Raw genomic sequence first — 20,645 nt, 5'->3', positions numbered from 1 at the left:
TCCTGTAAGAACAGGATTCCTGCTCTCATTTTGGAAATGATAGTAAGGAAGGAATTTCAAAGATAATGAAAAAACTCTCAAAAGACGCTTTTGGTGGAGTAGCAGGGAAAGATTACGTCCCTTATGTAGCTGACAAGCCTAAAAAATCAGGCTCACCGATCATTATGATCTTAGGTATTTTATTAGCTGCACTATTTGCTGCGTCAACCGCTTATTCAGGTATGAAAGCTGGTTTGACCGTAGCTGCAGGTATTCCAGGCGCAATTATTGGTTCAGGGCTAGTCGCTCTGTTTGTAAAACCTAAAACAATTTTAGGTAAGAACTTATTGCAATTGATGTCAAGTGGTGGGGAATCTGTAGCATCAGGGATGATTTTCGTATTACCAGCCGTGATTTTAGTCGGCGGTAAAGTGAACTTTATCGAAGGTGTCGGAATCGGAGTTGGCGCTGTTTTACTAGGTGTCGGCGTATTCTCAATCGTTCAAGATTACATGCTGGTCAATGAGCACGGTAAACTAGTTTACCCTGAAGCAATGGCAATCTCTGAAACATTAGTCGCTTCAGATACTGGTGGCGATTCACTTAAATACATGGGAATCGGGTTTGGTATCGGCGGTATATTAACTGCTTTAACAGGTTCTGTATTTGGTGTTATGAACAACGTCGTTAGTTTTGTAAATGAAAGCTTCTACAAATGGAAATTTGAAACAGAAGTAAACCCTTTGTTAACAGGTATTGGTTTCATCGTTGGGATGGACGTGTCTGTCTTGATGTTTGCTGGTTCAATCTTAGCAAACTTCGCGATCGCACCTTTACTTGGTTACTTCATGGGCATGGCGGACAGCAGCGCGCACGTTTGGGATAATGCTTCTCAATTATTGAGTGCTTCAGACTTTGCTGTGATCTCAGGCTCATATGTTAAATACATTGGTGCTGGTATGATGATCTCTGGTGGTTTGATCGGTGCGATCAAACTGATCCCAACAATCGTTACTTCGATCTCTGCAACCTTAAAAGGTCGTAAAGAGGGTGCTGAAGTTGAAGGCGGCGGTATGCTACCATTAATCGTAGGTGCTGTAATGGGTATTGTAATGGGATTTGTGATTACTGGAAGCGTGGCAATGGCACTTGTTGCTGGTATCTTGTCAATCATTCTAAGTTTCCTATTCGTTATCGTAGCAGGTCGTTTGACTGGTACAATCGGTACATCAAACTTGCCAGTATCTGGTATGACAATCGCGTCAATGGTTATCTTGACGTTAGTCTTCGTTATGATGGGCTGGACTTCAGCTGAAAATACACAACAATTACTATTATTCGGTACATTCATCGTGTTAGCGATCTCTGTAGCGGGTGGTTATTCTCAATCACAAAAAGTTACTTTCGTAATGGGTGGAAACTTCTCAGAAGGTCGTCGTTACTTCTTGATTTCTAACATCGTTGGTGTCGTTATCGTTACTGGTATGATGGTAATCTTATCTCCACAATTAGCGATTACTGGATCAAATCCTCCATTTGGTTTGCCACAAGCGAACTTAATGGCGACATTGACTTCAGGTATCACTTCTGGCTCATTGCCATGGCACATGGTAATTGCCGGTATCGTGATGGGTATCGTGTTGCACTTCATGAAAGTGCCAATCATGACCTTCGCGATTGGTTTCTATTTGCCAATCTCAACAACTTCAATCATCTTGGTTGGTGCGTTGATCCGTCAATTGATCGATGTATTGAACAAAAAAGAAACAGAAGAAGTTGCGGAAGAACGCGTAACGCTAGGTGTCAGCTTGTCATCTGGTTTGATCGCTGGTGGCTCGATCATCGGTTTGATCGGAATCATTTTACAAGTAACTGGTGTGATCACTCCTGGAACTCCAACTGGATTCTTAGGTTCTAATGGGGCGGCATTCCTACTACTTGCAATCTTAGTAGTTGCGATCATTGTTCCTTTGTTAAGTGTAAAGAAAGTGAAACACAATGACTAATGAACAGCAAAATGCTGTAAACCCTGAAACAGAAGAGCTGCTACAGCGTGTTTATCGTCTTAAAGAAGACTTGCATTATGAAGTTCGTGACGGCATCGTTTTTGTCATCACCGAACAAAATGCATGGATCCAACGAGTCTTACGTAAGATTCACTATAAGATCCCAGAAACCTCTGAGATGGAATTAGACAAGTACGGCAGCTTCATTCTTCAACAAGTCGATGGGAAGCGGACGGTCAAAGAAATTGGTGAAAACCTTGGCGCAGCCATTGAAGAAGCCAATAATCAATTATATGATCGTTTGCTGATTTACTTGAATCATCTTGAGAAGAATGAAAAATATATTGAATTAGTTTAATTCGGAGCCCTTCAAGCATAGTTGCTTGGAGGGCTTTTTGTGCGGACGACCCTCCTGATAAAATAATCAATTTAATACCTAACAAAAGTACCGTTTAAAAGTTGAAAGCTCAGGTACAATAGATAGTAGTGATTTCTCTTCCATGAATTTCTAGAAGAGGACAAAGAGAGGGATATATGAAGAAAAGTATTCTATTTTTAGGTTTAATTTATTTAATATTTATTAGTTTAGGCCTGCCAGATTCGATTTTAGGTGTGGCTTGGCCAAGTATGAACCATGAGTTTCATGTCGCAGCAAGTTCTGCCGGAATCGTGGCGATGGTCGTTTCGCTTGGTACAATCTTGTCTAGTTTCCAGACCAATCGCATGATTCAAAAGATCGGTGTCGGCAACTTGATCGTGTGCAGTATCCTTTTTACGGTGATCGGATTGTGCGGATTTTCTTTTTCACAGAATTTTGTCTTTTTGATTATTAGCGTGATTCCGCTGGGATTAGGCGCTGGGGCTATTGATACAGCTGTGAATGATTATGTCGCGCTGCATTATAAGGCCCATCATATGAATTGGCTGCACGGATTTTGGGGGATTGGCGCAACGCTGGGGCCCATTATTATGGGGTTCTATTTGAAAAATCAGAACTGGCGAGGCGGGTATCTGATCTTAGCTAGTCTGCAATTTTTGCTGGTCGTTGTGGTCTTCTTTTCACGAAAACAATGGCGGCAACCCCAACAAACAACGCATTCTAGTGAGAAACAAGACTCCATGCTGACATTAATCAAGCAATCAGGGGTTCTTTTCTCTTTGCTTTGTTTTATCTTTTATGTCGGGATTGAAGCATGTATGGGATTATGGGGCAGCAGCTTTTTAGTCAGAGTGAAAGGTATTCCTGTTTCGACAGCTGCATTTATGACATCAACTTATTATGCTAGCTTGACTTTTGGACGCTTGGCGGCGGGGTTCATCACGTTTGTTCTTTCGAGTCGGAAACTGCTATATATGAGTGAATTATTATTGCTGCTAGGTGTTGTTTTCTTATCTTTAGGCAGTGGGAACTTCGCAGTTTTAGGTTTTATCTTCACGGGACTCGGATCAGCAGCCATTTTTCCGACGATGCTCCATGAGACGCCGGAACGATTCGGAACTAAAAATTCCGCACGGATTATGAGCTTGCAACTGGCATTGGCGTATACAGGGACAACGTGTCTGCCGCCTTTATTAGGTTTTCTAGCCGAACGCTTCAGCTTAGTCATTTTTCCGTATTTGCTGTTTTTATTCGGTCTCGTCTTGTTCTTTTCGACTGTTGTTTTAGAAAAAAAGGTGAGGGATAATCGAAATTAGTCGATTGTCTTTCACCTTTTTAGTTTAATCCTATCAGTACCACAAAAAAGGCCGAGAGAAGGGCCACAAAAATTCCGATTAAACAGCCTTTTAGAGCGCCGATGATGTGATGTTTAGGATTTCTGTAGTCCTTGATCATATCTTCGGTACCTGGAATCATTAGTTTTTTACTATGACAGAAGATGATCAAATCAAGCACGATCAAATCATAAAGATTTACAGTTGAAAATAAAACAAACACGTGAGCAAAGGCAGTTGTGAAACTTCTTTTTCCAGAATAGAACGCAATCACGGCAAATAGAACGGTCAAAAGCAGGCTGCCCAGAATTTTGCGTTTCCAATTTTTCTTCTCTATTTTATTAATGGAACTTTTGTATTGAGGCAGGCTGTAGACCCGTTGTCTGATCTTTGTTGGATACGAGGCAAACTGGGAGAATGGATCACGATATTGCGCTGGCAAAATAAGAAGCGTAAACAGACTGCATAGTATTAGGCATTGAAGAAATAAAAGCATGATTTTTTTCCTTTCCAAATCACGTAGTAGAAAGTTTTTCGTTCTATAATGAAAATAGAGCGCATTGAAAGGAACCCATTCAATACGGCTCTATAAAGACTGTATTAGCTAGATTTTTTCCAACGCTTTAAATCAGGGAAGAAGCTGTTCAAAAATTCTAAGGTTTCCTCTTCAGTTTTTCCTTGTTCCTCTAAAATCCCGGCTTCTTTCATATGCTGCAGACTGATAGCAATCATATCCTCCATCGTACAATCGTCCACGAAAGTACCATGTTTGTAGCAGTATAGACAGTAGTCATTATTTTGAGAGCCATCGTGTTCGGTCCCATGTGTTCCTTTCGTCAAGGGCATCCCGCAACTTTGGCAATAAGTCATTCCATTCATAAAAATCCTCCTTAAATGAAGTTCGGTAATCGTTTTCATTGAACTTTAACCGAACTTGTTGGTAGTATTTGTTATAATTATTTTATCAGAAAAAAAGCGATGCCAGACCAACTTTTTAAAATTCATTTATTAAATGTGATCGTTTATATCACAACAAGGTTTAAAAAGCAGCTGGAGGGCAGAAAGAGGGACCATTGGACTTATTTTTCTGAAAAAAATGACTATTACTATGAGCAAGGAGAGAAGTCAATGAAGATCAATCAATTTGGTTTAAAACGGGTATCGCTGGAGGATGCGAAAAAGGAATTAACGCAAGCGGGCTTTTTGACCATCGATTCAGCAAAGGATGCAACAAAATTATGGTTTGAATGTTTGCGGAAAAGTTTTCTTACAGTTCGTGATGAAGGTGGCTTTATCAATAAACTTGGCAATTTTTTAGCAGATGATCAAACGGATCTGAGTGAATTTTATCAAGCGCGTTCTCCTTTGACGAAGGAAGTTTTTTATACAGTAGGATTACAATTATTGGATTTTGAACCAACGATCGACTTTGAGCCGAGGGATGTTTTAGCAGAAGCAGAAAAAATCGGCATTCCAATGATTGATGGTGATTTTTCTACGAAAGAAACATTGATTGAAGCATGGTACTTATTATTGACCAGCCACACGAAAAATGGCTTGAACTACTTAGATAAGTTAGCTTCAGAAGGGTATTTTGAAGACAAAGAAATCAGCAAGCCATTCTTCTTCAATGGTAAAGCACAAGCAGTCTTTGACACGTCTAAATTGATTCGTGAAGTTGTTTATGTAGAGGCACCATTGGATACCGATAAAGACGGTAAACGCGATCTGTTGAAACTTGAGATTTTACGGCCTGCCGAAACAGAAGATGGTCTGCAAGTTGCCACTTTGTTTACTGCAAGTCCTTACAGCCAAGGCGTCAATGGACCAGCAGGGGAAGAGCTGACTTACGACGTCAATGTGCCATTGGAACGCAAAGAACCAACCGAAACGACTTATGAGGACATTCAATATAAGGCAGAAGCGGTTGAACTGCCACCGGAGCGAGAAGTGAAGGGCAAAAAAAATCACGCGACCGAAACCTTTACTCGGGAAAACAGCCATAGCTTGAATGACTTTTTCCTAGCACGTGGATTTGCGGTTGTTTATGGTTCTGGGATTGGGACGCGTGATTCTGATGGAATCCAAACCTGCGGATCGGTAGAGCAGACAACCGCCATGGTGGCATACATTGAATGGTTAGCAGGAAATCGTCGTGCCTTTACGAATCGGACCGACAATATCCGCATCAAGGCTTGGTGGAGCAATAAAAAAGTAGCCATGACTGGAAAATCTTATCTAGGCACACTTGCAACGGCTTGTGCTACGCGCCAAGTAGAAGGCTTGGAAACGATTATTTCTGAAGCAGCCATTTCTGATTGGTACCAATATTATCGTGATAACGGTCTTGTGATCGCACCGGGTGGATTCCCAGGTGAAGACGCGGATGTCTTAGCGATTGAGACCTTTAGTAAAATGCGCAATGCCGGTGATTATCTCCACAGTAAGAAATTTTTCTTAGATTACTTGAAGGAAATGGCCGAGCTGCAAGATCGCAGGTTCGGTAATTACAATACCTTCTGGGACGAACGGAATTACTTGCCATTCATTAAAGATATCAAGTGCGATGTGGTGATGGTTCATGGACTGAATGACTGGAACGTGAAGCCGCGCCAAGTTGGCGATCTGTGGGATGCTTTGAAGGATGTACCTGTCGCGAAGAAATTGATCCTGCATCAAGGACAGCACATCTATATCAACAACATGCCGTCAATCGACTTCCAAGACATGATGAATCTGTGGTTGAGCCATAAGCTTTACGGCGTGGAAAACAATGCGAAAGAAATTCTTCCAGATATTGTTTATCAAAAAAATACAGCTGCTGAAACCTGGGCTACCTTAAAAGACTGGGCACCTGCTGAAGAAAAAGTCTACCATTTAACTGAAAAAGGGTTAGCAGAAACACCAGCAGCGGGACAGTTCACCTTTAGTGATCAGCTGCCTGAGAAGCAATACCAAAGCTATACGAAAAATATTGATCTTTGGGAGAAGGAGCTTAAGGAAGAGGGTCCAATGGATGGGCATCGCTACTTAGCAAAAACAACAGCTTTGAATGAAGAGATCTTTTTAAATGGTCGTCCAACCGTCAAGTTAAAAGTCGCTTCAAGTGTGGATCTGGGGATGCTGAGCTTTGAACTGATCGACTTTGGTAATGCCAAACGTTTAAAACCCGTACCGGATGTTTTAGCTTTACATGGGTTGCCATTAGGACGGAATTGGCGTGAAGACAATTTAGTGGAGTTCAAAATAGGAGTAGAGGACGAGTACAAGTTGATCACACGTGGACACATTAATCTACAAAATCGTGAGAATCCTTGGAAGAACGATGATCTCAAAGCTAATGAATTTGTGGAGATCGAAGTGGTCTTGCATCCAACGATGTATCATTTGCCAGCCGGTCGACAAATCGGTTTGGCCGTTTATGGAACAGATTTTGGCATGACGGTTCGCGGCAATCAAGATATTGATTATACGATTGATTTGGCTGAATCTAAATTGATTCTGCCGATAGGAGAATAGGGAACATCAGAGAAGAACTTCAAAGGTTAGTCACACCGACTGATCTTTGAGGTTCTTTTAATGACAAAAAAACATTATGTGTATGTCTGAAGAGCTCAAGTCAGTGCTATAATGAGAAAAATAAAAAAGGATGGCAATCCTACTTTTACAGGTGAAGCAAGGAAAAACTGCTATCAAAAAATAGTTAAGGAGCAAGCAATGAAAATTCGGGGTGTGCTACTGGCCTGTTCGGCAGGTGCTCTGTGGGCGCTGTCGGGGATCATGTGTCAGATTCTTTTTGACGATTATCAAGTCTCACCGGAGTGGCTAGCGAGTGTCCGGCTTTTTTCGGCAGGTTTACTGCTGATCGCTATCAGTCTTTTTCAGCGAAATGTACCGCGTAAGAAGTTCTCAATGAACGACATCTTTAGCCTGGTATTGTTTTCGGTGATCGGTATGTTGGGCGTTCAATACACTTATTTCAAAGCAATCCAATATAGCGGTGCCGCGATCGCCACGATTTTACAGTTTACGGGTCCGATCTTTATTTTCATTTATTTAGTCTTGAATAAAGAAAAGCAGATCAAATTTATTGAAGTTCTACTGATGGCAGCGACCTTCATCGGAGTCTTTTTGATTGTGGCGGAAGGCAATCTTCAAACCTTGAATATCTCAACGATGGGTTTCGTGATGGGGATTGCCTCAGCAATTACGTTGGCATTTTATACGTTACAGCCGCGGAAATTATTAGTGAAGTATGGCGAGATGCGGATCGCCGGCTTAGGAATGCTTATCGGTGGAATTGCCTTTCAGCCAATACGTCCGAGCTGGCAGCCGGAATTTCAAATGGACAGTTTGTCGCTGGGATTAGTAATTAGTATCGTCCTATTTGGGACCGCTTTGCCTTTTTTATTTCAATTATCCAGCTTGCGGTTTATTGAAGCGTCGCTAGCCAGTGTTTTGACTGTCGTTGAGCCAATTTTAGCGACGATCTTGAGTGTGCTGTTGTTTAAGAGCCGATTCGCCGGAATTCAGGTATTGGGTTTCGTGGTGGTAATCGGTTCGGTGATTCTTTTGACTCGCTTATCAAATAAGAAAGTTCTACCAGAGGATGAACGAATTGAATAAAAATCGCTTTTCCTAAGCCCACCTTATCATTACTCTTTTTAATCGCTTTGGTATATGATTGGTCAGAGGAGTTGAGGATATGAAAGAACGCGTTGTAGTCTTTGGCGATGCGATCATCGCGATCATTCTGACGATCATCGTCTTGGAATTGCCGATTCGAACAGCGGCAAATGGTGCCGTTGATATGTATTCCCTGCTTAGAGCAGTAGGGATCTATTTTATTAGTTTTTGTTTTGTGGCAAATCTGTGGTTTCAGACTGGATATGCTTTTAATAAAATTGATCAGGTGAAAAATAAAGCTTTGGTCGCCTATTTATTGCTTTTATTTTTTCTATCGTTAGTACCATCTGCCACGCGTTTGCTGATTGAGGACACGACAAAGCAAACATTGATGATTTATGGGGTATTGACTCTGATCGTGACCTTAATAATGAGACGTTTGATCGTCGCTTTAACGGAGCAGTCATTGAAGCACGAAGAACAGTGCAAGCGTCGCATCAGTGAACTGAACAAACAGGATATGATGGCAATCGGTTTTCGGATTGTATTATTGATTTTTGGCAATTTTTTTGTACGACCAGCTTTGATCATCTATTTGATCCTGCCGATCATGGCTTTTTTACAAAACATCATTGATCGCGAAGAGGATAATCTGGTTGCTACTTTAGATGATGAACAGCAAGCGGACTATTTTCAAGATCGGAATCAGGTTTGGGGCAATTCAATGCGCAGGTATTCGAGCTTACTGCGGGATTCATTGAAGGCCAATGATGATCAAGACCCAGATCGCTGGCAGCAAGTGATGGCTGATTGGGAAGAGCATATCAGTAATGAAATCAATGAACGAAAACAGCGGCTTTCTTCAATGAACGAGCATGATAGACGTCGGACTGAAGCGGAGATTTCACGTTTAGAAAAGCAAAAACAGCGGATGACAATGCAAAAAGCGATGACTGAACGGCGCTTCAATCAACAGAAAGACAAGCAAGGTCCCCGTTTGAACCAACCGACGAAAAGAAATTAATATACCAAGGCGAAAAGCAACAGTTTTTTCGTCTTGGTATTTTTTTAGTCTCATTATATAATGAAGTATAAATATCGCAGGAGAGATAGGTGGTAAAATGGCAATCACTATGATCGAACATCCAATCAAAATGTATATTCGACGTGATCTGGGTATTACCGTTGAACAATTTGGCAAACTGGCAGGCATTCCCCAATCGACTTTAGCAACATGGATCAAACGTGAACGTCGAGTAGAAAAATTACCGATTGATTTTTATAGCGCCTTAGCGACAGTCCGCAAAGAGAAAATCGAAACCGTTTATGGCGAGCTGCTGGAGTGGCAGCAGCGTTATGACCGTTACAAGCAGGAAAGCCTGCAATCAATCGCAGAAGAGCAGCCATTGTTTTCGTTAGCAGCAGAAGAAGGGCGAACGGTTTATCGAATTTATCGTACGAAACAAATGGAAAGTCAACTGCTGGAGCCGTCGAGACGCTTGCGAAAAGCCATCGACCAATTAAATCCTCAATTGTTCATCCAAGTCATGATCGAGATCTACGGAACAGTTGAAATGCCGATGCCGACTTGGATCGCGAAGTCTTTTAACAAGAGCGAGCTGAAGGAAATCGGTCAGGCATTTTACAATGAACTATTAATGAAAGGATAAACGCCTGGCGGATATTATGATTCTTTTTCCGAACACAATCTAGAAGGCGAACTATTATGTCACCAAATCTCAAAGAAGCTCACAATTATCTATAAAATTCTCAGAGTTTTTTGATTGGAGAATTGTATAATTGATGTAGTCATTTGATAATGATAGTAATTGACTCGAGAGAGTGCGCTTTTTTTGAGAAGGTGGGAGAAAAAATGAGTATACTTATTGGCTTAGCATTATTTCTGCTTGGAGGTTTTTTGGGAGTCGCTGTGATGTGTATTGTCCAGGTTGGAAGTTTAGCTGATAAAGAAATTCGATATAGATATTCCGAACAGGAAGAAAAAAGCAATGAGAGCTCAAATAGAGAAAATTGGGTCTAGAGTATTTTTGGACAGGATGAAGCATCATTATAGAGATAAGAGGATTTATCGCAACTCAAAAGAAGAACTCAAAAGAAGCAATGATTCGCTTCTTTAGAGTTCTTCTTTAACTGTTTTGCTGATTTTCTTGAGTTCATCAGTCATCTGACCAGAGTGCTTGATGATATCTGATACTCGCAAGAAGCTGTTTTTATACATCGCTACTTCGCGGAATTTTTTATATTTTTCTTCAATCTCATTAAAGCTCGCTGGTTTGCGGTCGTCTTTTTCGACAGTTTCTGAACCATTCACATAATGCATCCCTAAAAATGAGAGAGCATCATTGATCCCATCTAAAAAAGCCTCATATTCTTCTTGGCGGATCTTGCCGTCTGCTAAACGCTGCCTCTGTTTTTCAATAAACATCTCGATTACTTGTTCCATTCACAATCCTCCTGCCTTTACGCATTTTGCTTGTAGCTCATCCTATTTATTGTACTATGAAACCCAGTGTTTGTGTTATAAAAAAATGGAAAAAATTTGAGTAAAAAGGGAATTTTTTGTCAATCTACCATTCATTAAGAAATTTTCAAAATAATTTGACAGTTTTTCTTTTTTTGGGAATAATAAACGAAAGATTAAAAGTAGCTAACAAATTGTTAAATTGAAGGAGACGTTCATATGGAACAAAGTAAACGCAAGCAACTATTGAAGCTAATCGAATCCGACTGTCGGTTGAGTATTGAGGAATATGCGGTGATGCTGGGCGAAGATGAAGTGATCGTTTCTGCTGAAATCAAACGACTGGAACAAGAAAAAATCATTTGCGGCTACAAAGCGTTGATTGATTGGGACAAAGTAGAGGATGATTGGATCGAAGCACTAGTTGAAGTCCAAACGATTCCTAAAGGTGAGGAAGGCTATCGTGAAATCGCTGAACGTGTAAGAAAGTTTCCTGAAGTCAAATCGTTCTTTTTTGTCAGCGGCGGCTTTGATTTTATCCTGCTGCTGCAAGGGCGCAACATCAAAGAGATCTCAAAATTCATTTCTACCAACTTAGCGTCAATTCCCGACGTTTCTGGGACCCAGACGCATTTCTTGCTAGACAAATACAAGGAGTGGGGTATCGACATGTATCAGGATGACTCTGACCCTAGAATTCAGGTGAGCCCATGAGAAATTTTTTAACGAAAAAAATCACGGATATTCAACCATCCGGTATAAGAAAATTTTTTGACATCGTCTCAGAACAGCCCGATGCGATCTCTCTTGGTGTGGGAGAACCAGATTTTGATACACCGTCTCATATGGCTCAGGAGGGCGTTCGATCGATTCAGGAAGGTCGCACCTTCTATACCGCCAATGCGGGTTTGATCGAATTACGGGAAAGAATCAGCGACTACCTGCTTTATCGCAATAAAGTTAAATACGATCCGAAGACAGAGATTGTGGTTACGGTCGGCGGTAGTGAAGCGATCGATATCGCTTTGCGCACGTTTGTTGATCCTGGGGATGAAGTGATTATTCCACAGCCTTGTTTTGTATGTTACGAACCTATCACACAAATTGTTGGAGGCACCCCAGTAACGATTGATCTGCAGGCGGAAAATCAGTTCATGCTGACACCTGAAGAACTGGAGAATGTTATTACTGAAAAGAGCAAGATCTTGATTTTATCCTTTCCGAATAATCCGACTGGCGGTACGATGGATCGCGAAGCTTTGATCAGGATAGCAGATGTCGTGAAGAAGCATGATCTGTTAGTCATTAGCGATGAAATTTACGCAGAGTTAGTCTATGATGAGCCCTTCACCAGCATTTCGGAATTGCCGGGAATGCGTGAGCGGACAATTGTCATCAATGGCTTCTCGAAAGGCTTTGCTATGACCGGCTGGCGTTTAGGTTTTATGGCTGGACCAGAAATGTTTATGGAGCAGCTTTTGAAGCTGCATCAGTACACGATCATGGCGGCGCCAACAGCAAGTCAATATGCAGCATTAGCAGGGTTGAAAAACAATTGGCAGGAAACAGTGGAACGGATGCGCTTGTCTTATGAGGAGCGTCGAAATTACTTGCATCATGCATTGGAAAAGATGGGGCTGCCTTGTTACAAGGCAAAGGGCGCCTTTTATCTATTCCCGGATATCAGCCAATATGGTTTAAGCAGCGAGGAGTTTGCTTTGCGGTTATTAGATGAAGAAAAGCTGGCGGTCGTTCCCGGCTCGGCTTTTGGAAAAAGCGGGGAAGGATTTTTACGTCTTTCTTATGCCTATTCGATCTATGAGCTAAAAGAAGCAATCCAGCGTTTGGAGCGTTTTGTGATACGATTGAAGTAAGAAACAGCAAAAAGGAGTGGAGGGATCCACTCCTTTTTGCGCGTTACGCTTTATGCAAATGATTTGGAATGTATTTTCTTTTAAGGGGCACGTACTAAACAATGAATGGAGTAGTTCAGTGAAATTATACGCGTACGAAAACAAAGCTCATTTTCCTTTTCAAGAAAAATGAGCGAGCGACACACCTAGTTATTGGGATATTCTTCTTGAGAGAATTCGGTATTTTCATATTCTCCATCATCCTTGCCATAATAACGATTATAGCGCTGCTTGAATTTACGGAACAGAAAAACGCCAAAAGCTTTAAAAACAGTGTAAGTTGGGATACCGAAAACTAAACCAAATAATCCAAATAGGTTTCCCATGACCAATAAAACTAGCACAATGGTGACAGGATGGACCTTCAATTGATCGCCTAAAACTTTCGGTTCAATCACATTACCATTCAAAATTTGTTCTACTATCCAGACGATGATCAGGCCGATCAGCATTTGAAAGGAATGCAACAGGGCGATTACCCCACAGGGAACAAAGGCAATAAATGGACCGATGTAAGGAATGATTGAAGTGACTGTAACCAGAATAGCCAGCGGAAGGCTGTAAGGCATACCGATAAGTAAAAATCCGACAAAGACAATCACACCATTAGCTAAAGCGACGATGAATTGCCCCTTTAAATAGTCGCCAACTTGGCTATTCAAGATCGCCCCCAGTTCATTGGAGTCATCACGAAACCTTGGCGGCAGCAGCTTCAAGAAATAGCTGTGAAAATGATGTGCATCCTTTAATAGGAAAAAGGTGATGATCGGTGCCGTGAACAGGATGACAAAAAAGCCGCTCACCGTTGAGAAAAGACTTCCGACAAAGGTCTGAATATCACCAAGAGAATTAGACAGAGTATTGATGATCTGATAGACAACATCCTCTAAGGAACCAAAGATTTCTTCTACCGGACTCTCAAGGACTGTCCCGTTTGCCAACTGCTGTAGGGTTTGATTAAAACTATCAATATGCTTCGGAAAATCATTCACCAGACTCGCTGTTTGACTATAAATCCTCGGTACCGCCCAGACACTGAAGGCGCCTAAGAGAAGCAGTAAAACAACGACGATTCCTAAAATAGAAATGATTCGCTTCACACCTTTTTTCTCAAAATAATTAGCGATCGGGGCCAATAAATAGTACAAAATCAAGGCCAGTAAGACCGGAGCGAAGACGGTCTTAAAAATAATCAATAGCGGATCAAAGATAAATCGAACATGGTAAAAAATAAAAATCAAAGCTCCTAGCAAAACTCCGGCAATCAACGTAAAAATGAGGTTCCGGCCGCCGATAAACTTGATCCAACGGGTCGCTTTTGTCGATGGTCGTTCCATTATTATCAAATCCTTTTTTTCTTTTAATTGTAACGAAGAAGGAAATAGGACACAAAAATTAGGCTTGAACCGTTTATTTATTAAAAAAAGGATCGGAAAAGTCCCAATCCTTGAATAAAATTGCCGCTTATATAAAATTTCTCTATGATTTTTACGAAAACCGTGTTTGCTTTTACTCATAAATGATAAGATGAAGCCATATCCTGGGGGATAAGAATTTTTTTAAGGAGGCTTTTATGCTGTCACGTTTCAAGCAATCAAAATTGTTCTTTTGGACTGCTGAGATTGTCTTAACTATTATCGGAATTTATTTTCTTTTGCAAATGCCGAATATCTTCAAACCAGTCGTTGGGATGGCTTCTGCGATTCTAATGCCGTTATTGATCGCGGGATTTCTATATTATATGTTTGATCCGATCGTTGTTTTTTTAGAGGAAAGAGGCGGGCTTCCACGTGTTGCAGGATTTTTAATTTCCTTTGTCGTGATTATGTTCATTATTATATTGATCATGATGAACGCTGTTCCTAAGATGATCGAGCAAACGGTCCAGCTTACACAGAATCTTCCGGTCTATGCGGAGGAAACAGGCCGGTGGATCAATGAGCTGGCTAGCAGAGAAGAGTTCAAGAACTTTAACCTAGAGGAGCAATTGGCTTCAGCAAATTTGACGATCAATAACTTGCTTAGAGTGGGGATCGTTAGTGTCACCTCAAGTTTGTCGCGAATCGTAGGTTTTGCAATGAAATTCTTCGTTCTTTTGTTCACAGTACCGTTTATTTTGATTTTTATGTTCAAAGATGGGCATAAATTCTTGGATGCTGCTTCGCAGTTTTTCCCTTTGTCTATTCGCAAAGAGCTGCGGCAGACGGTTCGCGAGCTGAATGAGACTCTGTCTGCTTATATCAGCAGTACGGTTTTAGACGCTTTTATCATTGGGATTTTAAGCTTTATTGCTATGACAATCTTCAAGCAGCCCTATAGCGTGCTACTGGCCATCTTCTGCGGAGTCACCAACATTATTCCCTATGTCGGGCCCTTTATCGGAGCTGTACCTGCTGTGATCGTCGGCTTGTTCATTTCACCGCTACAGGCGCTTTATATGGGTTTATCAATATTGGTGATCCAACAGCTGGATGGAAACCTGATCAAGCCGCTGTTGTTTGGTAAGTCATTGAATATTCATCCATTGACGATCATTTTAGTTTTGATTGGAGCTGGCAGTGTAGCTGGTATCGTTGGGATGCTGATCTGTATCCCGGTGTATGCCGTGATCAAAACGTTGATTATCAATCTCCACAAAATCTATCAGCTTCGCCGCGAAAGTCATTTGTTCAAGGACACTGGCGATGGACCAATAGAATAATAATCATGAAGAACCGCCAGCCAAAATGCGAGTCATTTTGGCTGGCGGTTCTTATTTGTGAAATTTCTGCATGTACAGTGATGAAAAAAATAACTACTTTTAATTACGATTGTCAGAATGGTGCAAAAATTTACTAAATATCGGTTTATTCCGTTCGAATTTGAAATGATAAATCGCTAGAAGTGCGATAAACCAGATTGGTGAAAAGATCAACGCTTCACGAGTATCAGCGGCTAGTGCCAAAACAAACAAGACAAATGCTAAAAATGCGAAGATCAGATAATTCGTATAAGGAAAGAGGGGCAGTTTAAACGAGCTCTTTGCAGCTAACTCAGGATTTGTTTTACGATAACGCATGTGAGTAAAGACGATCATACCCCAAATAAAGATAAAACAGATCGTCGCAACCGAACTAATTGTCGTAAAGATGTGGCTAGGGACGAAGAAGTTCAAGATTACTGCGATAAAAATGACGAGGGTCGAAAACACCAATGCGCTTCCGGGCACACGATTACGAGTTAGTTTTGTAAAACGTTTTGGCGCACTGCCTTCTTGAGCTAATGAACGCACCATTCGACTGGTACTGTATATAGCGCTGTTGCAGGCCGACATAGCAGAACTTAAAACAACTAAGTTTACAATCGAAGCGGCTGCGGCAATCCCAATTTCAGAAAAGACTTGAACAAATGGACTTTGATCCGCAGATAAACTTGACCAAGGATAAATAGACATAATCATGAATAGTGAGCCAAGGTAAAACAAAATAATGCGAAGCGGGATAGTGTTGATGGCTTTTGGAAGCACTGTTTTAGGGTCTGATGTTTCTCCACCAATTAGTCCAACGAGTTCAACGCCACAAAATGCGAAGGTTGCCATCTGGAAGGAGAGCATAAAACCATTTATCCCTTTTGGAAAGAAGCCGTGGTGACTCCAGAGGTTGCTGATAGATACAGGACCAGCACTGGTCTTGAAGCCGGCAAAAATCATAATTGCTCCGGCGATGATTAATGCGATGATGGCAACAACCTTGATCAGGGCAAACCAAAACTCCAATTCACCAAATAGTCCAACCGCTACTAAATTCAGTCCAAGCAAAAGCACCAGGGCGACTATTTCCGGTAGCCATTGGGGGATATGGGGCAGCCAGTAGCTAACATACAGACCTGTTGCCGTTAAATCAGCCATGGCGATGGCAATCCAGCAAAACCAATAGGTCCAGCCAGTTACAAAGGCCGCTTTATTTCCTAAGTAATCTGCAATAAAATCTAAAAATGAATGGTAATTTAAGTTCGAGAGCATCAACTCACCTAAAGCTCGCATGATTAAGAAAATGACACAGCCGGTGATCGTATAAGATAGAAGAATCGAAGGACCTGTTAATTGAATGGTTTTCCCAGCACCAAGAAATAAGCCGGTACCGATCGCTCCTCCAATTGAAATCAATTGGACATGCCGATTTTTTAATCCTCTATCCAATTCTTCATGTGTTTCCAATAAAATCAGTCCCTTTTTTAAGAATAGAACGAGTTTATCAAAATTTTGGAGATAGGTTAAAAATTTGCCCTCTTTATAATAAAACGGTTATAAAGCTCTAATAAATTTAAAATAACAAAAAAATAAAAAGAGTTGCTAAAGATTTCACTATAACCGATGTTTTGTAAAAGCTAAAATGCTATAATGTTGGCAATTGCCAGTTTTATTTCTGACTTTAGTCAGTTAGTAAAATGGTATGCGAAAAGAGAATAAGACTTTTTTTTCAATGAAAAAAGAATTCATAAAAATCGAAATAGCTGCTAGTTTCATCGTTGATATTTTTCATAGGCAGTGGTTAGAAAAAATACATGCGCTGCTTTTAGCGACATGACAATTTAAATAGTGAATAAGGGGGACCCGCTTTGAACAAGAAAACGATCGGTTGGGTGATATTAGGACTGGTTGTGTTCGGCGCTGTCAGTTTTGCCAGCTACCACATCTTTCAAGAAAAAATGAACCAAACGGACGAAGAAAATAAGAAGGTTCTGAATGAGCGTTTAACAGATCTATATGAAGACCAAAAATCTGGCTATTTTAAAGCTGATATCTCAGCTGAAGCATTTGACGAACTAGCTAATGAGGTCAAAAATCAGCGTGGAGAAAGTCAGACATTAGAGGATATTGATCAAGCAAAGAAAAATTTTCAGCTTCAAGAGAATTTGAATAATTTATTTGAATCGGATGTTTTAAACGGCTTGGACTTATCCGCACGGCCGATTTTGAAAAAGCCTGAGGAAAATAAGATCAAGGAACTAAAGGAAGAGTTGAGTCAAAGTACGGCGAAGGACAAGGATTGGGGTCAGGACATCCAGATGATTCTGAATATCGCCGAGGCTCAGTCCAAGGATTTCGTGAATGGCGAAAACGAGGTGAACGATCTAGTAAACAAGGGGAATAATTTGACCTTGTCGGACTACTTATCAGGGGTGAAAACACTTGCGATCCTACCTGACGGAAAATTTAAGCAGCAGCTTTTGGATGAGCTGACGCCCGTTAAAAATCAACTGTCGAATGAGAACAGTAGCTTTGCCTCCCAGATCCAGCAAAGTGACGCGTCCATGGCAGCTGCCGAACGAAGCTATCAAGAACGACAAGCCAAGGCTTTAGCTGAGCGTAACAAGGAATTGAACGAGTTGAAAAAGGATTTAGCCGAAAAACAGGCGACCTATGATTCCTACAAGGATATCTTGGATTCAATTGACGAAAGCAGAGAGGAAGAATCCTCTCGCAAAAAGGCGGAGTCAGAATCGAGTTCTCGAGAATCGGATTCTTCCAGCTCGTCAAGTTCATCAAGTTCCAGCTCGAGTTCAAGTTCATCGTCAGAGGATGATTAGCAAAAGAGCAACGATTTCTATAAGAAATCGTTGCTCTTTTTTAAGGTGAGTTTTTCGTTGGATGCTGACTGATATTCCTCAAATAATGGGAAAATCTGCGTCCGCTTCTTGATATCTAGTTTGATGAATATATTGTGGACATGTGTTTTAACTGTTCCTAGTGAGAGAAATAACCGATCAGCAATTTCCTGATTAGTGCAGTGGAACAAAAGTAATTCAAAAACCTCGGATTCTCGTTGCGTGAACTGGTGAGCATGACAAAATCTCTTAATCATCATAGCTTCCTCTTGCTCTTCAGGCGTTTCTTCCTCTTGGACTTGACGGCCTTTCAAGAAGAAGTGAATCATCAATAGGCAGACGACGATAGAGAAGATATCTTCGGAAATACTCCGATTGTATATTTTAGTCGTTAAGGAGCTGTACTGGTCAACGTTAAAGATCACAAAGCTGTCTTCAATAACGATCAGGATGCTAAACAAGAAGCTGATGATCGACAATTTCTTCAAATAGCCCTTGTTGAGGTCCGGAAGTTCTTTTTTTGTTCCATACCAGCAATAAAATCCTAAGTAAAAGAGGAAAACTTGATTTCCTAGATAGTAAAGCCACACTTTAAAGGCTGAATTTGGCAGTAGTGGGATCGAGATCATCCAAACAGCTAACGCGATCAGTAGGGCATAATGATACGGTTTGAGCTTTTCCTTCCGTAATTCCGCAATAATAGCAACAGAAAAGAAGGCATTTCCCATAAAGATGATGGTCTTAACTGCAGGTGCGCTCATAAACGCCTGGTCATAGCTTTGGGCAAAGGTATTGATAAATTCGGTCATATAAATAATGATGTTGTCAAAAATAAAAAATGCCAGATAGAGACTAATCAATAGAAATATTTTGTTTTTTTCTTTTAAATAGAAATTTATTGCAAATGCCATGGTTATGGAATAAAGAATGATCAAAAGGATATTGTAAATAAAGATAGCTATCATATTGTATCCCCTTTCATTTTGAGATCAAAAGAACTGGTTCTTGACTTAAGTATAACATCATTTATTCCTACTTCGCCTCAAAATCCACTAAACTTTTCCCTAAACTTTTCTAAACCCTTGAAAAATAAAAGGTTTACATCTAAAAATAAACCATCACTGTGAAGGGGATAACTCTAAATGATAGCGTTTACATCCTTTAGCTTATCGTAAACTTGTGCTTTTTCACCTAAAGTAAAGATGCAAAAGCAAACAAATTACTTAGGAGGCGTCAACATGGCAAAAAGAGATTTCATTACAACAGAAAATTACACGAAGGAGGAGATTCAATACATCGTTGATTTATCACTGAAAATCAAAGCTTCTATTAAGAACGGTTTTTATCCGCCATTATTAAAAGATAAAGTGTTAGGCATGATCTTCCAACAATCTTCTACTAGAACACGGGTTTCATTTGAAACAGCGATGACTCAACTCGGCGGACATGCAGAATATTTAGCGCCAGGTCAAATTCAGTTAGGCGGACACGAAACAATCGAAGATACGAGTCGTGTTCTATCTCGTTTAGTAGATATCTTGATGGCACGTGTTGAACGTCATCACAGTGTTTATGATTTAGCGAACAACGCAACAATTCCTGTTATCAACGGAATGTCTGATTTCAACCACCCTACACAAGAATTGGGCGACCTTTGTACAATGATCGAACATTTACCAGAAGGCAAGAAAATTGAAGACTGCAAAGTTTCCTTCATTGGTGACGCTACACAAGTATGTTTCTCATTAGGCTTAGTCGCAACTAAAATGGGCATGGAATTTGTACAATTCGGTCCTGAAGGGTTCCAATTGAATGAGGACCACCGTGCAAGATTAGATAAAATCTGTGAAGAATCTGGCGGGTCATACACAGTTTCTGATCAAATCGAAGTAATCGAAGGCTCTGATTATGTCTATACAGATGTTTGGTATGGCTTATATGAGGCAGAATTATCAGAAGAAGAACGTATGAGCACCTTCTATCCTAAATATCAAGTAAACGATGAATTAATGAAACGTGCTGGCGAAAATGCGAAATTCATGCATTGCTTGCCTGCAACACGTGGGGAAGAAGTGACAGATGAAGTGATGGATGGACCAAACTCAATCTGTTTCGATGAAGCAGAAAACCGTTTGACTTCGATTCGTGGCTTACTGGTTTACTTGATGCATGATTACGCAGAAAAGAACCCAATTGATGAAAAGAAAAAAGCAGCAGCAAAAGCAGATTTGGAAGTCTTTTTAGGCAAAGCACTATAGACCCCAGAGGTGAGGACGGAAATGATCTGCAGCTATAAGCAAAATTCATCAAGATTGTTTCCATTCGGGGATTGAGGAAATC

The 20,645-nt window shown here is 40.7% G+C and carries 19 protein-coding genes; 13 read left to right on the top strand and 6 right to left on the bottom strand.

All coding sequences use genetic code 11. The features are described from left to right. Positions 1–65 precede the first annotated feature (65 nt). The 3 genes from E6139_RS18230 (at position 66) to E6139_RS18220 (ending at position 3,680) form a co-directional block, all read left to right on the top strand. On the top strand, positions 66–1,985 hold the full coding sequence (locus tag E6139_RS18230) for an OPT/YSL family transporter (RefSeq protein ID WP_316404940.1): 1,920 nt from the start codon (positions 66–68) through the stop codon (positions 1,983–1,985). Then, complete coding sequence (locus tag E6139_RS18225; protein WP_316404938.1) at positions 1,978–2,343, top strand: PqqD family protein; 366 nt, start codon at positions 1,978–1,980, stop codon at positions 2,341–2,343. The genes E6139_RS18230 and E6139_RS18225 overlap by 8 nt, the downstream gene beginning before the upstream one ends. A 176-nt stretch (positions 2,344–2,519) precedes the next feature. Beyond that, entirely contained in the window at positions 2,520–3,680 is a 1,161-nt protein-coding gene (locus E6139_RS18220) for an MFS transporter (protein ID WP_316404936.1), read from the top strand. A 19-nt stretch (positions 3,681–3,699) separates the two neighbouring features. Here the strand turns inward: E6139_RS18220 and E6139_RS18215 are convergent, their stop codons facing one another. Both E6139_RS18215 and E6139_RS18210 read right to left on the bottom strand, forming a co-directional pair. Next, positions 3,700–4,194, bottom strand: a complete 495-nt coding sequence (locus E6139_RS18215) for a hypothetical protein (protein ID WP_316404934.1) — start codon at positions 4,192–4,194, stop codon at positions 3,700–3,702. A gap of 104 nt (positions 4,195–4,298) precedes the next feature. Beyond that, positions 4,299–4,577 carry a zinc ribbon domain-containing protein gene (locus tag E6139_RS18210; protein ID WP_316404932.1) on the bottom strand — a complete coding sequence of 93 codons (279 nt, stop codon included), beginning with the start codon at positions 4,575–4,577 and terminating at the stop codon, positions 4,299–4,301. A 249-nt stretch (positions 4,578–4,826) separates the two neighbouring features. Here E6139_RS18210 and E6139_RS18205 point away from each other — a divergent pair, with 249 nt between their 5' ends. From E6139_RS18205 to E6139_RS18185, 5 genes are all read left to right on the top strand, one after another. Then, on the top strand, positions 4,827–7,217 hold the full coding sequence (locus E6139_RS18205; protein ID WP_316404930.1) for a Xaa-Pro dipeptidyl-peptidase: 2,391 nt from the start codon (positions 4,827–4,829) through the stop codon (positions 7,215–7,217). A gap of 198 nt (positions 7,218–7,415) precedes the next feature. Next, a complete protein-coding gene (locus E6139_RS18200; protein WP_316404928.1) occupies positions 7,416–8,324 on the top strand; it encodes a DMT family transporter in 909 nt (302 codons plus the stop codon). Positions 8,325–8,403: 79 nt separating this feature from the next. Then, positions 8,404–9,348 (top strand): TMEM175 family protein, encoded by a 945-nt coding sequence (locus E6139_RS18195; RefSeq protein WP_316404925.1) that lies wholly within the window; start codon positions 8,404–8,406, stop codon positions 9,346–9,348. A 97-nt stretch (positions 9,349–9,445) separates the two neighbouring features. Next, complete coding sequence (locus E6139_RS18190) at positions 9,446–9,994, top strand: hypothetical protein (RefSeq protein ID WP_316404923.1); 549 nt, start codon at positions 9,446–9,448, stop codon at positions 9,992–9,994. Between the two features lie 203 nt (positions 9,995–10,197). Continuing rightward, positions 10,198–10,365 carry a DUF3789 domain-containing protein gene (locus E6139_RS18185; protein WP_316404922.1) on the top strand — a complete coding sequence of 56 codons (168 nt, stop codon included), beginning with the start codon at positions 10,198–10,200 and terminating at the stop codon, positions 10,363–10,365. Between the two features lie 93 nt (positions 10,366–10,458). Here the strand turns inward: E6139_RS18185 and E6139_RS18180 are convergent, their stop codons facing one another. After that, complete coding sequence (locus E6139_RS18180) at positions 10,459–10,788, bottom strand: hypothetical protein (protein ID WP_316404920.1); 330 nt, start codon at positions 10,786–10,788, stop codon at positions 10,459–10,461. 237 nt (positions 10,789–11,025) lie between these two features. Here E6139_RS18180 and E6139_RS18175 point away from each other — a divergent pair, with 237 nt between their 5' ends. Further along, positions 11,026–11,520 carry an Lrp/AsnC family transcriptional regulator gene (locus E6139_RS18175; RefSeq protein WP_316404918.1) on the top strand — a complete coding sequence of 165 codons (495 nt, stop codon included), beginning with the start codon at positions 11,026–11,028 and terminating at the stop codon, positions 11,518–11,520. Continuing rightward, the gene (locus E6139_RS18170) at positions 11,517–12,680 is read left to right on the top strand and encodes an aminotransferase class I/II-fold pyridoxal phosphate-dependent enzyme (RefSeq protein ID WP_316404916.1); all 1,164 of its coding nucleotides are present in this window, start codon (positions 11,517–11,519) and stop codon (positions 12,678–12,680) included. The genes E6139_RS18175 and E6139_RS18170 overlap by 4 nt, the downstream gene beginning before the upstream one ends. 185 nt (positions 12,681–12,865) lie before the next feature. Here E6139_RS18170 and E6139_RS18165 read toward each other — a convergent pair whose 3' ends face one another. Continuing rightward, positions 12,866–14,056, bottom strand: coding sequence for an AI-2E family transporter (locus tag E6139_RS18165; protein ID WP_316404914.1), 1,191 nt, complete (start codon positions 14,054–14,056; stop codon positions 12,866–12,868). Positions 14,057–14,292: 236 nt separating this feature from the next. On the opposite strand from E6139_RS18165, the gene E6139_RS18160 reads away from it, so the two are divergent. Continuing rightward, complete coding sequence (locus E6139_RS18160) at positions 14,293–15,420, top strand: AI-2E family transporter (RefSeq protein ID WP_316404912.1); 1,128 nt, start codon at positions 14,293–14,295, stop codon at positions 15,418–15,420. 99 nt (positions 15,421–15,519) lie between these two features. On the opposite strand, the gene E6139_RS18155 is transcribed toward E6139_RS18160, so the two are convergent. Beyond that, a complete protein-coding gene (locus E6139_RS18155) occupies positions 15,520–16,914 on the bottom strand; it encodes an amino acid permease (protein ID WP_316404910.1) in 1,395 nt (464 codons plus the stop codon). Positions 16,915–17,315: 401 nt separating this feature from the next. Here E6139_RS18155 and E6139_RS18150 point away from each other — a divergent pair, with 401 nt between their 5' ends. Next, entirely contained in the window at positions 17,316–18,287 is a 972-nt protein-coding gene (locus E6139_RS18150) for a hypothetical protein (protein ID WP_316404909.1), read from the top strand. Between the two features lie 17 nt (positions 18,288–18,304). Here the strand turns inward: E6139_RS18150 and E6139_RS18145 are convergent, their stop codons facing one another. Beyond that, the gene (locus tag E6139_RS18145) at positions 18,305–19,270 is read right to left on the bottom strand and encodes a helix-turn-helix transcriptional regulator (protein ID WP_316404908.1); all 966 of its coding nucleotides are present in this window, start codon (positions 19,268–19,270) and stop codon (positions 18,305–18,307) included. A 273-nt stretch (positions 19,271–19,543) separates the two neighbouring features. Between E6139_RS18145 and ptcA the strand changes: the two genes are divergently transcribed. Further along, positions 19,544–20,563, top strand: coding sequence for a putrescine carbamoyltransferase (gene ptcA, locus E6139_RS18140; RefSeq protein WP_316404906.1), 1,020 nt, complete (start codon positions 19,544–19,546; stop codon positions 20,561–20,563). Positions 20,564–20,645 lie beyond the last annotated feature (82 nt).

It is taken from the genome of Enterococcus sp. (assembly GCF_032555305.1).
GTDB lineage: Bacteria > Bacillota > Bacilli > Lactobacillales > Enterococcaceae > Enterococcus_A.
The sequence above is the reverse complement of the archived record's forward strand: the minus strand, read 5'-3'. Positions and strand labels throughout refer to the sequence as shown.

Coding starts and splice junctions, on each gene's coding strand:
- E6139_RS18230 (WP_316404940.1), top strand. CDS start 66: ATGAAAAAACTCTCAAAAGACGCTTTTGGTGGAGTAGCAGGGAAAGAT.
- E6139_RS18225 (WP_316404938.1), top strand. CDS start 1,978: ATGACTAATGAACAGCAAAATGCTGTAAACCCTGAAACAGAAGAGCTG.
- E6139_RS18220 (WP_316404936.1), top strand. CDS start 2,520: ATGAAGAAAAGTATTCTATTTTTAGGTTTAATTTATTTAATATTTATT.
- E6139_RS18215 (WP_316404934.1), bottom strand. CDS start 4,194: ATGCTTTTATTTCTTCAATGCCTAATACTATGCAGTCTGTTTACGCTT.
- E6139_RS18210 (WP_316404932.1), bottom strand. CDS start 4,577: ATGAATGGAATGACTTATTGCCAAAGTTGCGGGATGCCCTTGACGAAA.
- E6139_RS18205 (WP_316404930.1), top strand. CDS start 4,827: ATGAAGATCAATCAATTTGGTTTAAAACGGGTATCGCTGGAGGATGCG.
- E6139_RS18200 (WP_316404928.1), top strand. CDS start 7,416: ATGAAAATTCGGGGTGTGCTACTGGCCTGTTCGGCAGGTGCTCTGTGG.
- E6139_RS18195 (WP_316404925.1), top strand. CDS start 8,404: ATGAAAGAACGCGTTGTAGTCTTTGGCGATGCGATCATCGCGATCATT.
- E6139_RS18190 (WP_316404923.1), top strand. CDS start 9,446: ATGGCAATCACTATGATCGAACATCCAATCAAAATGTATATTCGACGT.
- E6139_RS18185 (WP_316404922.1), top strand. CDS start 10,198: ATGAGTATACTTATTGGCTTAGCATTATTTCTGCTTGGAGGTTTTTTG.
- E6139_RS18180 (WP_316404920.1), bottom strand. CDS start 10,788: ATGGAACAAGTAATCGAGATGTTTATTGAAAAACAGAGGCAGCGTTTA.
- E6139_RS18175 (WP_316404918.1), top strand. CDS start 11,026: ATGGAACAAAGTAAACGCAAGCAACTATTGAAGCTAATCGAATCCGAC.
- E6139_RS18170 (WP_316404916.1), top strand. CDS start 11,517: ATGAGAAATTTTTTAACGAAAAAAATCACGGATATTCAACCATCCGGT.
- E6139_RS18165 (WP_316404914.1), bottom strand. CDS start 14,056: ATGGAACGACCATCGACAAAAGCGACCCGTTGGATCAAGTTTATCGGC.
- E6139_RS18160 (WP_316404912.1), top strand. CDS start 14,293: ATGCTGTCACGTTTCAAGCAATCAAAATTGTTCTTTTGGACTGCTGAG.
- E6139_RS18145 (WP_316404908.1), bottom strand. CDS start 19,270: ATGATAGCTATCTTTATTTACAATATCCTTTTGATCATTCTTTATTCC.
- ptcA (WP_316404906.1), top strand. CDS start 19,544: ATGGCAAAAAGAGATTTCATTACAACAGAAAATTACACGAAGGAGGAG.